The 13070-nt window shown below is 38.9% G+C and carries 16 protein-coding genes; 8 read left to right on the plus strand and 8 right to left on the minus strand.

Annotated elements, in window-relative coordinates:
* Nucleotides 1-135: 135 nt before the first annotated feature.
* Both NE848_RS10625 and NE848_RS10630 read right to left on the minus strand, forming a co-directional pair.
* Entirely contained in the window at nt 136-1113 is a 978-nt protein-coding gene (locus tag NE848_RS10625) for a ribonucleotide-diphosphate reductase subunit beta (protein ID WP_252113306.1), read from the minus strand.
* Nucleotides 1114-1676: 563 nt separating this feature from the next.
* Nucleotides 1677-2261, minus strand: a complete 585-nt coding sequence (locus NE848_RS10630) for a DUF3109 family protein (RefSeq protein WP_252113308.1) — start codon at nt 2259-2261, stop codon at nt 1677-1679.
* 134 nt (nt 2262-2395) lie between these two features.
* On the opposite strand from NE848_RS10630, the gene NE848_RS10635 reads away from it, so the two are divergent.
* Genes NE848_RS10635 through NE848_RS10645 form a run of 3 tightly spaced genes read left to right on the plus strand, consistent with a single transcriptional unit; the run spans nt 2396 to nt 3791 of the window.
* Nucleotides 2396-2977, plus strand: coding sequence for a MarC family protein (locus NE848_RS10635; protein WP_252113310.1), 582 nt, complete (start codon nt 2396-2398; stop codon nt 2975-2977).
* Complete coding sequence (locus tag NE848_RS10640; protein ID WP_252113312.1) at nt 2974-3168, plus strand: hypothetical protein; 195 nt, start codon at nt 2974-2976, stop codon at nt 3166-3168. Before NE848_RS10635 ends, NE848_RS10640 begins: the two co-directional genes overlap by 4 nt.
* A 5-nt stretch (nt 3169-3173) precedes the next feature.
* On the plus strand, nt 3174-3791 hold the full coding sequence (locus NE848_RS10645) for an FAD-dependent oxidoreductase (RefSeq protein ID WP_252113314.1): 618 nt from the start codon (nt 3174-3176) through the stop codon (nt 3789-3791).
* On the opposite strand, the gene NE848_RS10650 is transcribed toward NE848_RS10645, so the two are convergent.
* The 4 genes from NE848_RS10650 to NE848_RS10665 form a co-directional block, all read right to left on the minus strand.
* Nucleotides 3771-4073, minus strand: coding sequence for a hypothetical protein (locus NE848_RS10650; RefSeq protein WP_252113316.1), 303 nt, complete (start codon nt 4071-4073; stop codon nt 3771-3773). The two genes, NE848_RS10645 and NE848_RS10650, sit on opposite strands and share 21 nt — an antisense overlap.
* 15 nt (nt 4074-4088) lie before the next feature.
* Nucleotides 4089-5681, minus strand: coding sequence for a S41 family peptidase (locus NE848_RS10655; RefSeq protein ID WP_252113318.1), 1593 nt, complete (start codon nt 5679-5681; stop codon nt 4089-4091).
* Nucleotides 5678-6109, minus strand: coding sequence for a deoxycytidylate deaminase (locus tag NE848_RS10660; protein WP_252113320.1), 432 nt, complete (start codon nt 6107-6109; stop codon nt 5678-5680). Before NE848_RS10660 ends, NE848_RS10655 begins: the two co-directional genes overlap by 4 nt.
* Nucleotides 6110-6199: 90 nt before the next feature.
* Nucleotides 6200-6787, minus strand: a complete 588-nt coding sequence (locus NE848_RS10665) for a HupE/UreJ family protein (RefSeq protein WP_252113322.1) — start codon at nt 6785-6787, stop codon at nt 6200-6202.
* Nucleotides 6788-7243: 456 nt separating this feature from the next.
* On the opposite strand from NE848_RS10665, the gene NE848_RS10670 reads away from it, so the two are divergent.
* A complete protein-coding gene (locus NE848_RS10670; RefSeq protein WP_252113324.1) occupies nt 7244-8077 on the plus strand; it encodes a response regulator transcription factor in 834 nt (277 codons plus the stop codon).
* Nucleotides 8078-8151: 74 nt separating this feature from the next.
* The gene (locus tag NE848_RS10675; protein ID WP_252113326.1) at nt 8152-8964 is read left to right on the plus strand and encodes a response regulator transcription factor; all 813 of its coding nucleotides are present in this window, start codon (nt 8152-8154) and stop codon (nt 8962-8964) included.
* Nucleotides 8965-9113: 149 nt separating this feature from the next.
* Here the strand turns inward: NE848_RS10675 and NE848_RS10680 are convergent, their stop codons facing one another.
* Nucleotides 9114-9677 carry a PIN domain-containing protein gene (locus NE848_RS10680; RefSeq protein ID WP_252113328.1) on the minus strand — a complete coding sequence of 188 codons (564 nt, stop codon included), beginning with the start codon at nt 9675-9677 and terminating at the stop codon, nt 9114-9116.
* The gene (locus tag NE848_RS10685) at nt 9667-10122 is read right to left on the minus strand and encodes a helix-turn-helix domain-containing protein (RefSeq protein WP_252113330.1); all 456 of its coding nucleotides are present in this window, start codon (nt 10120-10122) and stop codon (nt 9667-9669) included. The genes NE848_RS10680 and NE848_RS10685 overlap by 11 nt, the downstream gene beginning before the upstream one ends.
* Nucleotides 10123-10358: 236 nt before the next feature.
* On the opposite strand from NE848_RS10685, the gene NE848_RS10690 reads away from it, so the two are divergent.
* The 3 genes from NE848_RS10690 to NE848_RS10700 all read left to right on the plus strand — a co-directional run bounded on the left by NE848_RS10690 (nt 10359) and on the right by NE848_RS10700 (nt 13069).
* Nucleotides 10359-11141 (plus strand): hypothetical protein, encoded by a 783-nt coding sequence (locus NE848_RS10690; protein ID WP_252113332.1) that lies wholly within the window; start codon nt 10359-10361, stop codon nt 11139-11141.
* Nucleotides 11142-11299: 158 nt separating this feature from the next.
* The gene (locus NE848_RS10695; protein ID WP_252113334.1) at nt 11300-12157 is read left to right on the plus strand and encodes a DUF6624 domain-containing protein; all 858 of its coding nucleotides are present in this window, start codon (nt 11300-11302) and stop codon (nt 12155-12157) included.
* 177 nt (nt 12158-12334) lie between these two features.
* On the plus strand, nt 12335-13069 hold the full coding sequence (locus NE848_RS10700; protein ID WP_252113336.1) for a CPBP family intramembrane glutamic endopeptidase: 735 nt from the start codon (nt 12335-12337) through the stop codon (nt 13067-13069).
* Nucleotide 13070: the final 1 nt, after the last annotated feature.

Genomic DNA, 13070 nt, shown 5'->3' on the forward strand with positions numbered 1-13070 from the left:
AGGAACACAGGAATCTTGAAATAAGGTACTGAGGGTCCCTGCCGGGAAAAAACCCGGAGTTGGAAAATCTATTATTTCGGGTGAAAAATTAAAGTTCAACATGCGCCGCGTTGGGGGACACGGCGCAGTTGCGCTTTAGAAATCAGCATCGAAGCTGATCTCATCTGATTCTTTATCTTTATTCATCACACCTGCCTTCTGGTACTCACTTACGCGTTTTTCGAAGAAATTGGTTTTACCCTGCAGGTTGATCATATCCATGAAATCGAATGGGTTGGCCACATTGTATACTTTTTCGCATTCCAGTTCTACCAGGAGCCTGTCTGTCACGAACTCAAGATACTGTGTCATTAGTTTGGAGTTCATACCAATAAGACTAACGGGGAGTGACTCAGTAATGAATTCTCTTTCTATATTCAATGCATCAACGATGATCTCTTTTATTCTTTCTTTTGGCACCTTGTTCACAAGGTGATTGTTGTGAAGGTGAACGGCAAAATCACAATGCATGCCTTCATCTCTCGAGATTAGCTCATTAGAGAAGGTAAGTCCAGGCATGAGTCCGCGTTTCTTCAGCCAGAAGATCGAGCAGAAAGCGCCAGAGAAGAAGATGCCTTCAACTGCTGCAAAAGCAATCAGTCTTTCTGCAAAAGAGTCTGACTCTATCCACTTAAGAGCCCATTCCGCTTTTTTCTTGATGGCAGGAAATACTTCAATGGCTTTGAACAGCTTGTCTTTCTCCTTGTCGTCTTTTACATAAGTATCGATAAGAAGCGAGTAAGTTTCAGAATGGATGTTCTCCATCATTATCTGGAAGCCATAGAAGAATTTGGCTTCAGAATACTGAACTTCATTCACGAAGTTTTCTGCCAGGTTCTCATTTACGATCCCGTCTGATGCCGCAAAAAAGGCAAGTATGTGTTTTATGAAATAGCGCTCGTCAGAATTAAGCTTGTGGTTCCAGTCGTTAAGATCCTGGTGAAGATCTATCTCTTCTGCAGTCCAGAAACAAGCCTCCATTTTTTTATACCAGTCCCAGATATCATGATGTTTTATCGGGAAGATCACAAAGCGATCTTTATTATCCTGCAAAATGGGTTCCGTCTGCGCCATATTAATTTGTTTGTTGGTCTTAGTTAGTTTTGGTGAAAAGTGTTTAACAAATATTTAAAAATGAGACATATAATGAAAGAATTTGGCGCAAACGTTTTCAACAAAGTTTTCAACACGCAGTTTTTCTTTGTTTTCATACTTTCCTGTTAAAACACATATTTAAATAACTGAAAAACAATTAATTATAAGTTGTTAATAATTTTATGACCAAAAAAATCAAAACTGTTATTCGGAGAGATTAACAATGCCTCAAAACAGTCTGAAACAGGTGGGGGAGAAGGCTTATTTATAAGTGAAAACCGGCAAATTATTGCCGGTTTTCCAGAAAACAGAATTACCTAATTCCTTGGTTGGTCCACCTATAAAATTTGTGGGTAGATAATCCAATTTTTAACTGATCTTTTAAACTTATCCGGGCCATAGGCCTGGATTATTTTTCTTCTTTACGGGGGATAAAAAAAGATCGGGGATCCTTTTCGACAATTTTCCTCTTCTGAGGATCGGAAGACATTAAATATAACAAATTCCAGGCAGAAAATTTAATTTAAGACCTGGAAATTGATCTATTTGGAGTCTTTGGGTTTAGACATGCTTGCAGCCACTTCTTCAAGTTCTTTATACCAGTCTTCGCCATATTTTCTGATCAGGGCGTCCTTTACGAATTTATAGATAGGTACCTGGAGCTCGGCTCCAAGGCTGCAGGCGTCATCACAGATCTCCCAGCGATGGTAATTAACCGCCGAAAATGAAGAGTATTCCTGTATCCTTACAGGGTAGAGATGGCAGGAGACCGGCTTTTTCCAGTTTATTTCCCCTGCATTATATGCTTCCTCTATCCCACAAAGCGCTGTGCCTTTATCGTCAAAGGTCACGTAGGCGCAGTCGGCATCATCGATCAAAGGGGTCTCTAATTCCCCATTCTCACGGGTGATATATACTCCCTGCCTTTCAATAGCTTCAATACCTTCTTTTCTAAGGTAAGGTTTCACTTTGGGGTAGATTTCTTCCATAATAGCCTTTTCTTCTGGCTCCACAGGAGCGCCCGCCTCACCGTCTATACAGCAGGCTCCTTTGCAGGCTGAAAGGTTGCACACAAAATCATATTTGATGATCTCTTCAGATACTAAAGTTTTTCCAAGTTGAAACATGTTGCAAAGATAAATTTCTGCCTCTTAGAACGAAGAAAAATGGGATAGAAAATTCACATAAATTTAACCTGGTATCCCGATTGTCAATCAGATAAGTTGAAGTACTTTTGCCCGCAATTTTAAAACGGGGTGCTATGTTTAACGTGCTGGATTTTAGGGAGGTATTTACCGCCGGGATGGTGCTTTTTGCAGTGATCGATATCATTGGAAACATTCCGATAATTATCGATCTCAGGGCTAAAGTGGGACATATTCAAAGTGAAAAAGCCTCTATTGTGGCTGGGATCATTATGGTTGTCTTTTTATTTGTGGGGAAGGAAATCCTCAGGCTTATCGGGATCGATGTAAATTCCTTTGCCGTTGCGGGTTCGTTTATCCTGTTCTTCCTGGCCCTGGAGATGATACTCGGGATAAGTCTTTATAAGGATGATGCGCCAGAGACGGCTTCTATAGTGCCGCTCGCGTTTCCGCTCATTGCGGGTGCCGGTACAATGACCTCGTTGGTTTCCTTGCAGGCTGAATATGAAATGGTAAATATCATTGTGGCTATCATTATCAATATTATCTTTGTGTACGCGGTCCTGAAATCTTCGGCCAAGATCGAAAGGTTTCTGGGTAGTCAGGGAATTAATGTAATAAGAAAGGTTTTTGGTGTGATATTGCTCGCTATCGCAGTGAAGCTGTTCGCCGAGAACATTCAGAGCCTTTTTTCATGAAGTATTTTATTTATACCATAATATTTTTAGCCCTTGTATTTATTGGGATAAGTGTGAGCGTACTCGATTTTCAGAATCTTACTGAAGGAGATAGCGGTAATGCCCTTGTTGTGATACTCGCAAGTCTTTGCGTGATCGCATTGATGGCGATCCTGCTGGTTTCAAGGAGCATATCTAAAAAGCATAGTTAGAAGTTATGGATTTCGATGTGCTTATAATAGGGGGAGGGGCTGCAGGAATGTCCTGTGCCCTGGTCATAGGTTCGGCTATGGAAAAACCCTACGCAGAAAACAAAAAGGCGGGAATTATCCTGCATCAGAAAAGTTCGCATTTACAGTCGGCACTGCTTAAAAATGTCTTTGGGATAGAACCTGGGACCCATGGAGGTGAGCTGCTTAAAAAAGGCATGTCGCATCTGGAAACCTTGTATCCCCAGGTGAAGACAATCACAAAGGAAAAGGTGAAGGAAGTGGTGGAGTTGGATGAAGGCTTCAGGGTGATCACCAATAAAGCGGAGTATACTTCGGCTAAAATTGTGGTGGCTGTTGGCTATACAAGTCCTTTCCGGATATCCGGACTGGAAGACTATCTTATCCCTCATAAAAAGGCCAAGCTTTCCAAGAACAGGATACAGCTTAAGAACGAGGATCATCTGGTAAAACCGGGACTTTATGTGGCCGGTACTCTGGCGGGATGGCGTAGCCAGTTTGCAATTGCAAGCGGTAGTGGTTCTGCCGTTGCGACAGATATACTTAGCGTTTGGAACGGTGAGCACACCAAGGTGCACGATAAATTAATCGAAGAAAAAGAATAGAAGGCTTAAAGGGACGCTGATCACTGCGAAGACCATAAAGCTTTGCTGGAGATTTCTAAGAATAAGGGCTCGTTTTAACTGCCTGGTGAATTGCGGATCGGTATTGAGCCTTATTTGTTTCTTCAGAAGTTTTCTGGATACATTGGAAGAATTTATAAGTATATCTCTTTGAAGAAAAAGAGAGGTGCTGTTATCCATAAGCCGGAAGGCAACCGCAATTATAAAGAAAAGCAGGGGGGTAAATGGCCAGAGAGTTGACAGATATGCAATGAATTTTTCCACTGGAAAACCAAATTATCAATTTCCCTGTGACAACTCGATTACTTTCTCAATTATTCGATCATCTTCATTTAAATACCGTTCAAATGCATTAGTTCCGAAAAGTTGCTGTGCCATTTCGGCTTTCAAATATTTCTTTAACAGGGGTTTGTGTTCCTCTCCGTTGAGGTTCACTCTTACACCCATCTGTCGGAGATAACGGTCAAAACCATCTATCATCTCCTGGGAGATCTCTATCTTTTCCTTGTACTCACTCTTAGGAATTGAATTGTAATATTTACGGTCTTTTTCAAGCAGATCAAAGACGTAACGACTCATATAACCGCCACGCAGCAGGAAGGTTAGCTTTTCCTTTTCAGAATCGGTGTCCTTTGGAACAAAGACATCGGGAATAATACCTCCACCACCATATACTACCTTTCCACCGGGAGTTACATATCTAAGCGAATCGTTCACCTCAATACTATCTTCATTGTTCAGTTCCCCGTTCTTATACCTGCGCATATAGTCGTTAAAATAAGATTCATTGCCATTGTTGTAGGGCTTCTGAATGGATCTTCCCGTGGGGGTATAATACCTGGCGATGGTAAGTCTCACCGCACTGCCATCTCCCAGTTCCATCTCGCGTTGTACAAGTCCTTTCCCGTAGGAGCGTCTTCCCACTATGGTGCCCACATCATTATCCTGAAGTGCTCCGGCAACTACTTCGCTGGCAGAGGCTGAATTCTCATTGATAAGCACGAAGACTTTTCCGTTCTCGAATTCTCCTTCCCTTTGTGCATAGGTTTCTTCAATGGCCCCGCTTTTATTCTTGGTGTAGAGGATAAGGTTTTCATCCTTAATGAACTCATCGGCAATATTGATGGCTTCTGAAAGGTATCCGCCGGGATTGTCACGCAGGTCCAGGGCGATCTGTTTTGCCCCTTTCTTTTTAAGCTCTTTTATGGCATCGTTGAATTCCTTATAGGTGGTCTCGGCAAAGCGGTTGATCTTGATATATCCCAGGTCTCTGGTAAGCATATATGCGGCATCCACACTTTTAAGCGGTACCTTGCCGCGCTTTACCCGGAAAGTAAGCAGGTCTTCAATTCCCTTTCTGAGAACTTTAAGGGTGACCTTTGTATTTTCCTTTCCTTTTAATTGTTTTGTGATGGAGTCATTACTTATTCCGCGGTTAAAAAGTTTGTTCCCGTTGGCATAAAGTATCCTGTCGCCACCACGGATCCCGATCTTCTCGCTGGGGCCACCTTCCATGGCCTTAATCACTACTATAGTGTCCTGAATATTATAGAAGCTCACACCTATCCCCACAAAATCGCCTTTCATATTTTCGGTGACATTGGCGTATTCGTCTTTAGGAATATAGACGGAGTGCGGATCGAGATTCTCGAGTATCTTGTTCACCGTAAGATCTACGATGCTATCGGTATTCACATCGTCTACATATTCATAGTCGATATAATCTATTAGCCGGTTTAACTTTTGCTTTTTAGGATTGGCAGAAAATAGCTCGTCTGAAGGGTCAAAGTTGAGCCTTGCGCCAAGGATAAGCCCTATGGCACAGGCGATACTCAGTATAAGAGGTGTGTATATTTTATTTCTTCCTTTCAATCTTCCAGTTCAGTTATCTGTTCAAGTTCCACGCCCGCTTTTTCGAGGAAGTTAAGGCCTGAATTGTCCTTGTAATCTATCTGGTATACAAGTCTTTTTATACCAGATTGGTGTATTAGTTTACTACATTCCTTACAAGGCGACATGGTAATATATAAAGTGGCGTCTTTACAGGATTGTGTAGAGCCTGCCACCTTTAGTATCGCATTGGCCTCTGCATGCAATACATACCATTTGGTGTATCCTTCATCATCCTCACAAAAATTTTCAAATCCGGTGGGCGTTCCGTTATAACCATCAGAGATGATCATTCTATCCTTTACAATTAACGCGCCAACCTGTTTTCTATTACAATGGCTTAATTTACTCCATTCTCTGGCAATTCTCAAATAAGCCTTGTCGTATTTAAGTTGTTTTTTCTTATTCATCTAAACAGTAAAAAGTCTCAGGGCAGAAATTAATAATGAGCTGCAAATTAAAAGATTATTGTCAAAAATGCAGCTTAAAAATATTTAATTCTACAGTGCCTGGTAGCTTGCCTGAAGTATGGGCAGAATGATCCCTATCACGATAGATGCGCTAACCAGTATCCAGTCCCTTCTTGAAACGTTAAAGATATTCTGGCATATAAAGCTAACGATCATTACCGAAAGTACCACGATCACCTGTGCTAGTTCTATTCCCAGGGCGAATTCTACCAGTGGCCAGAACTTCGCTCCCGCTCCCGCGGCGATCATTTTGAAGTAGGATGAAAAGCCTAGCCCGTGGACAATCCCGAAGAAGATCGTTGTGAAATATAGCAAACTGTAGTTGTTATTTCTGAGTTTTTTCCCCGCGGTGGCAATATCAAAGATGGCTGTAACCAGGATGGTCACCGGGATGAGGAACTCCACATAATCGGTCGCGACCCTAACGATCTCGTATACCGAAAGAAACAGGGCCAGCGTATGTCCCAGGGTGAAAAGGGTGACGAGCCATAAGACCTTTTTCCAGGAAGTGAAGCCATAAGCGGCCACAAGAACCACCAGAAAAAGTACATGATCGTATGCCTGCCAGTCCAGCACGTGGTCCAGCCCAAGCCTGAAGTAGAGCCAAAATTGGGACATAATAGGGTTTTATATAGGAAAGACCCGAATTTACAACATATTAACTTAATTGCAAAGGGCGTAATTAGGCCGTTTTCGGGAATACTTCAGAATCAAATGTTTAGAAAAATACCTTTTTAGTGGTATTTCCCGGAAGCATTTGAGATAGTACCTTAGCCTTTCCAAAAAGGTGATCCCTGGAAGGTGACGGAAGAGTTAGAATTTTGGGTAGGGTCAAAATTCTAAATCGTTTTTTTGTTGGGGTAAAAATCGATATTAATAGATCAAATTTCCGAAACTGACCAAGATCACTTCGAACCTCCGGAATTATTTCCGGAGGTTTTTTTTATGTTCTTTCCGGGATACATTATATAGAGGCGACTTATTTTAAACCACTTGAATTTTTAATGAAATTGGTATGAATACCTAAAAAAAGGTATTTTTCTTATATTGCTGTCTGTTAAGAAAATCCTAAATATGAGTAAAGATTTCCGGGAGATCGCTGAATACTGGAAAAAGGAATATTCCAGTCAGATTACTGAGAATAAGGAATACAATACATCAGAACAATTCAGGAAAATGGCGGCATTCTTTGCGCCGGGCAATTCGTATTATTATATAGTGAATTTTCATAACCTGCATCTTGAGATGGTTTCAGATTCTGTTAAGGAATTTGTGGGGATAGACAGTGATACCGTTACCATGCAGGATCTGCTGGGTACAGCTTTGCCAGAGGAAATTGGTTCTATTCAGGCAAAAGAGAACGTGATAAGGGACTTTTTTATGAGGCATCTAAAAAAGGAGTCCTCCTCAGATTATAAGGAAGCGGTTCTTTCTTATAAGTTGATCTATACTTATCAGATGCGCGATCCTGAAGGTAAGATAAGGACCATACTGCACCAGGCTACTCCTTTATCTGTAATCGAGAATGGTAACTTTCAGCATGTTTTTAGTGTGCACTCAGATATCTCACATTTAAAGGTGGTTAGTAGTGGGGATGTTTCTTTTGTTCACTTAAAGGGCGGGAAGTCATATTATAATATCGATTGTGAGTACGGGAAGTTTGATCCCAAATTCTCTGTATTTGAAAAGCAAAGTCTTACAGAAATACTTTCGGGTAGGGAAAAGGAGATCGTGAGCGAGCTTGCCCGCGGGCTGAGTGCCGATGATATCGCAAAGGAGCTGAATCTTTCACCCCACACTGTTAAGACCCACAGGAAGAACATCCTGCAGAAGAGCGGCTGCTCGAATACCGCGCAACTGGTGGCAAAATGCCTTACCGGCGGCGTGATCTCTCCCAGTTTGAATTAAAATATAATATCAGGGAACTATTCGTAAAAAGCATCTGAAATTTTATCTTTACTCTCCGAAAAAAACCTATTGCCATGAGTAAGGAACTCGAGAAGATCACAGATTACTGGAAAGAAATGTACTCCAGCCAGGTGGATGAGTATAGGCCTTTCGAGATCTCTGCTGATTTTAAGAGGTTTGCTTCCATGTTTGCTGTGGGAAACTGCTATTTATACATTGTGAATCTTCATGATTTTGAACTGGAATATGTTTCAGACTCGGTAAAGCTTTTTATGGATATGGATACCGGGGATATCCTGCTTAAGGACCTTTTGCAGACAGTGGTTCCCGAGGAGATTGATAACCTTAATCTGAAGAGCAGGGTGATCAGTGATTTCTACACTTCTTATCTGGAAAAAGATGAGGTGCTGGACTACAAGAACATGTTTACCTATCGCATGAAAGATCACCGGGGACAGGTAAGAACGATGCTTTACCAGGCGATCCCGTTGAATGTCCTGGATAATGGGGCGCCAGAGCATGTACTATGTATAAATACAGATGTCTCCCACCTGAAAGTAAGCAGTACGAGCAGCGTTTCTTTTATCAATATGAACGGCGGAAAATCATACTTCAATGTGGAGGTTACAAAAGGGAGTTTCGATCCCAAAAACTGCGAAAGAGCCGAAAAAGATCTTTCATCGCTTTTTTCTGAAAGGGAAATTGAGATAATCAATGAACTGGCCGGCGGTCTAAATGCCCAGGACATTGCCGCTAAACTTAATCTTTCCCCTCATACGGTTATGACCCATCGTAAAAATATCCTGCAGAAGAGCGGTTGTGCAAATACCACACAGCTGGTGGCCAAATGCCTTACCGGTGGCCTGATCTCTCCCGGTTTGAACTAAATAGAAAAAGAAGGGGATTTTTGCTTTTTTAGAGGAAAGGGTTAGTGAAGTTAAAAAGGAAATCTTAGCTTTATAGAACATTTTTTTTCCGGGCCATCCGGATGCTAAAGGAAAAGAAATGAACTTATATAACGGGTTGGCCACAATTATTACAGACAGGCGTGCAGATAATTTGCTGTATCTTTTAAACCAAGATCTCTTAACCTATCAAGAATTTCAAATTCATCTAAGTCAGGATTCGTCCTATTTATAACAAGCTTTCGGAAAGCTTCAACTGCTTTTTCAGGATTCAAATCAATTATATCAGTTAAGAAATCATCACTAGATTTAGCACTTAAACCAAATGATGCCAGATAATCTTTAGGAAAATCCTTCAAATTTTCAGTCACAATAATATTCGCGTTGGTTTTAATAGCTGCAGCTAAAACATGTCGATCTTTTTCATCAGGTAAGTCTAAGCTTTCTATGAGTTGCTCATAATTATTAACCATAGCATCTGGGAATGCTCTATTAGCAACATTGATTCGTTTAAGCCTTTCCTCTTCTGGAATACCTTTCCTCTCCATTACATTATCCCACTCGTCAAAAATATGCTGACTCCATTTGGGAGTAAATAATTCGTAATAAGCAAACCAAAACATTAGATCTCTAACTAGTAGAGGATAAATTACATTGGTGTCCAAAACACAAATAAAGCGAACACTATGAATCATATAATCCAGATTCTTCGTCCGACTTCATCATTTGAATAATTAGATCTTCCTGTTCTTTCTTCATTTGATCCTTATAATTAGAAACATCCTCAAACTTAACCCTTCGATGTTTACCAATTTTTGTAAATGGAATTTTTCCCTCCTCTAATAATTTTACAAAATGAGGTCTAGAACAACCTAAAAATTCTGCTGCTGCCTGAGTTGTCATTTCTGCAGCAATCGGAACTATGGAAATTGGTTTTCCATCTCCCATTGCTTTTAGAATTTTAGCCAACAATTTCAAGGCTTTTAGAGGAATTCTAATTTTTTCTCTAGTTTCTTCTATTTCAATTTCAGGAGATTTATCTTTAATATCTTTCAATACTGCCTCTAGTGCATTATAAGATTCAAATGCTGTAGATTGTTCTTCCTTCGAAGGCCTTTTTATATTGTTTAATTCTTCCATTGCTCTAGTTGATTGATTTGATACAAATTTAAACGAAATAAACGAAACAATCGAAATAAAAGAAAATATTTAACAAATAACTGTGGCCAACAGCTATTCATCTCAAATTCCGGGTATTGTCAAAAAAGTGTAATTTTAGAAACCAGGAGAGAAATGGTTAATCCGACAAGTCCGCGTCCCTACTCCCGCAACTTGCGATAACCGCAAACCGTTGCAGTCAATATTAAAACAGAAAAATGCATAAAAGAATTTTTATCCTTTCATTATTAATGTTATTCACGAGCATTGGATATGCTCAATCAGAAAATATTAAAATAAAGTCAGACAATCTTGAAGAATCGAATTATCTAAAAATGGATGATTTTTATCTGACCCATTACCTATATATCGATTTATTCTTGAGAGAAAATCTGTTTCCAGATGCCAGTCCGGAAGATGTTTCTACTATACTTCAGGCTATAAAAAAATATGTTTCAGTAGAACAACCTTTGGAAATTGAAATTGATAAACCTGGTAAAAGAAATTATATAATCAAAATGGCGGTTTTAAAGAAAGATGACGGAACTGAATTATTAATTGCGTTTACAAACTGGAGTGCGAAAAAGAGAATTTTTGAAAAGGAAATAAAAATAGAGAACGATTCCTACACAAGATGGTATTTTCTTAATGGTTCCAAAATGACTTATCGAAAAGATATGTCTGACCAAAATAATTATTCGACTATGTCTAAATCCGACCTGGCCAATGCTTATCTGCTTGACGAATTAGCAGAGAATGATACTGTGATAGAAAGTACAATTGACGAGGTTCTAGAGGACAGTGATTTGACAGTATCAGATAATATTATGGCTAATTTAATTCTCCTGAAATACCAAATATTCCAAAGAGATACTGAGAACGTAATAAGACAGAAAGAATATTTAAATGAATTATTTGATAGCAATAAATCTGAACCTAGTCTAAAAGGCTTAGAGATGGCATTTAATGCAACAAAATTTCAAATAGAGTTAATGCAATAAATACTGCATGCATAACTCAAATAGGCGTAGGCGGCACCTTAGAAAGAAAATAATTAATTTGACCAACACCAGGTTTAAGCCTACAGCCCTGGAGTTATCGGGACTGCATCCTAAATATGCCGGCTGATGTTGTGTAAGGCCGTTCTATGCAATTTTATATGAGAAAATTTTTACTTCAAATCTTAATTATCAGCTTAATTACAGGTTGTAAAAATGATAAACCTGATTCTGAAAGATTGACCCGAATTTCTCAATCAGAAAAAGAAGAAAAATATCCTTACCACCTATTTTCATTAGATAATAACATTACATATAGAAATGATAAAGGTGATATCCTTCCGCTAGATTCGGTTAAAAGCCTTACTAACTGGAATAAAAAATGGGCACAGGATCTTTATGAAAATGAGAATGGTGAAATTGAAGAAATAGTTCTTCGTAAGCCTACAAAAGAAGACCTTGAACTAAAAAAACGGATCCAGGAAAAATTAGAGAATAAAGCAAAGGTGAATTTGAGGTATGTACCGATAGATTGCGCGAATCTATCAGTTCTACTTACACAAATTGATTCAGCTGATCAGGAAATGCGAAATAGCGGGATATATGATCCGGAGGCGGATAAAGAAAACCTGAACTTAGTCATAAACATATTAAATCAATGCGGAATGCCAAATTGGGAACAAGTTCCCAGATACCAGTTCTCAACAATTTGGTTAGTAATTCAACATTCAAGCAAAGAAGTAAGAAAGACTTATTTCCCAATTTTAAAACAATCTGCTGAAAATGGTGATTTACGAAAAAAAGATATTGCAATGATGGAAGATAGAATGCTGATGGATTATGGTAAACCCCAAATTTATGGAACACAGGTCTATAGAAAATCTAGTTCTGAACCATGGAAACTATATGATTTGAAAAATCCAGAAATGGTCAATATAAGGCGAAAAGAAGTTGGACTTGAACCTTTAGAACAATATCTAGAGAATTTTGGGATAGATTATCAAATTGAGCAGGAGTAATAAAACAGCGTAGAACAGCGATTAACGAAGCCAATATGCGGTTTTCCAGGAAAAACGATAACTTAGAACTCCAAACAACAAAACAATAAGCCGACAACTCCGCGTGCTAAATTCCGCACACTGGCGTTAATCGCAGCCGTTGTAAGCAATTTTTCAATAAAAATTTTAGAATAATCAATGACCTTTAAACAGAAAATTTCAAGTGCTAAATGGATTCAAATTCTAATATTCTACATTTTAGCCTGCCTACTGACATTTATTTTTACAAAATTCCCAAACTTTATAAAAAATCTTTGGATTTCAATATTCAGCTTAGAAGCACCATTTAGCTGGAATCACGGGATAGGATTATTACTAGCAACCTTATTATGCTATTTAATTTTTAAAGGTAACAACCGAACTTCAATATTAGGAAGTAAACCAGTAAAAAGTCTACTTATAGCCGCTTTATACCTAATATTTTATAGTGTATTTGGGTTGTCAAATAATTTTGGAATAAATCAGCACGTATGGGCATTAATATTTTGCTCCTCAATGTTGGTATATAATATTTTCGAAGAAACTGCCTGGAGAGGATTTTTGCATGATAGATTAGCAAAAGTTCCAACTTGGCTGAAAGGTATTATAACCGGAATTTTATGGGGTGTATGGCATATATTTATTTTCGAAAATTTTAATCAATTTGGCGGCTTACAAAATTTCGTAATGCTAACTATATTAGTATCAATTATTATGGCTTATGCTGTTAAGAAAACAAATTCTATACTAGTTGCTGCTTCGATTCACGGTCTAATGATTTTGAGAAATAATTATGTCACAATAATCTGTTTAGTACTCTGGACGGTTTTAATAATTACTTGGGAAAAAGATAATTTGATGATTCGAAGAAAAACTGCTTACAACAACGTGTAAC

Source organism: Gramella jeungdoensis (assembly GCF_023805255.1).
Taxonomy (GTDB): Bacteria; Bacteroidota; Bacteroidia; order Flavobacteriales; family Flavobacteriaceae; genus Christiangramia; species Christiangramia jeungdoensis.

Bases quoted from the DNA above. Each gene is read 5' to 3' on its own strand.
- NE848_RS10625 (WP_252113306.1), bottom strand. From the start codon at position 1,113: ATGGCGCAGACGGAACCCATTTTGCAGGATAATAAAGATCGCTTTGTG.
- NE848_RS10630 (WP_252113308.1), bottom strand. From the start codon at position 2,261: ATGTTTCAACTTGGAAAAACTTTAGTATCTGAAGAGATCATCAAATAT.
- NE848_RS10635 (WP_252113310.1), top strand. From the start codon at position 2,396: ATGTTTAACGTGCTGGATTTTAGGGAGGTATTTACCGCCGGGATGGTG.
- NE848_RS10640 (WP_252113312.1), top strand. From the start codon at position 2,974: ATGAAGTATTTTATTTATACCATAATATTTTTAGCCCTTGTATTTATT.
- NE848_RS10645 (WP_252113314.1), top strand. From the start codon at position 3,174: ATGGATTTCGATGTGCTTATAATAGGGGGAGGGGCTGCAGGAATGTCC.
- NE848_RS10660 (WP_252113320.1), bottom strand. From the start codon at position 6,109: ATGAATAAGAAAAAACAACTTAAATACGACAAGGCTTATTTGAGAATT.
- NE848_RS10665 (WP_252113322.1), bottom strand. From the start codon at position 6,787: ATGTCCCAATTTTGGCTCTACTTCAGGCTTGGGCTGGACCACGTGCTG.
- NE848_RS10670 (WP_252113324.1), top strand. From the start codon at position 7,244: ATGAGTAAAGATTTCCGGGAGATCGCTGAATACTGGAAAAAGGAATAT.
- NE848_RS10675 (WP_252113326.1), top strand. From the start codon at position 8,152: ATGAGTAAGGAACTCGAGAAGATCACAGATTACTGGAAAGAAATGTAC.
- NE848_RS10680 (WP_252113328.1), bottom strand. From the start codon at position 9,677: ATGATTCATAGTGTTCGCTTTATTTGTGTTTTGGACACCAATGTAATT.
- NE848_RS10685 (WP_252113330.1), bottom strand. From the start codon at position 10,122: ATGGAAGAATTAAACAATATAAAAAGGCCTTCGAAGGAAGAACAATCT.
- NE848_RS10690 (WP_252113332.1), top strand. From the start codon at position 10,359: ATGCATAAAAGAATTTTTATCCTTTCATTATTAATGTTATTCACGAGC.
- NE848_RS10695 (WP_252113334.1), top strand. From the start codon at position 11,300: ATGAGAAAATTTTTACTTCAAATCTTAATTATCAGCTTAATTACAGGT.
- NE848_RS10700 (WP_252113336.1), top strand. From the start codon at position 12,335: ATGACCTTTAAACAGAAAATTTCAAGTGCTAAATGGATTCAAATTCTA.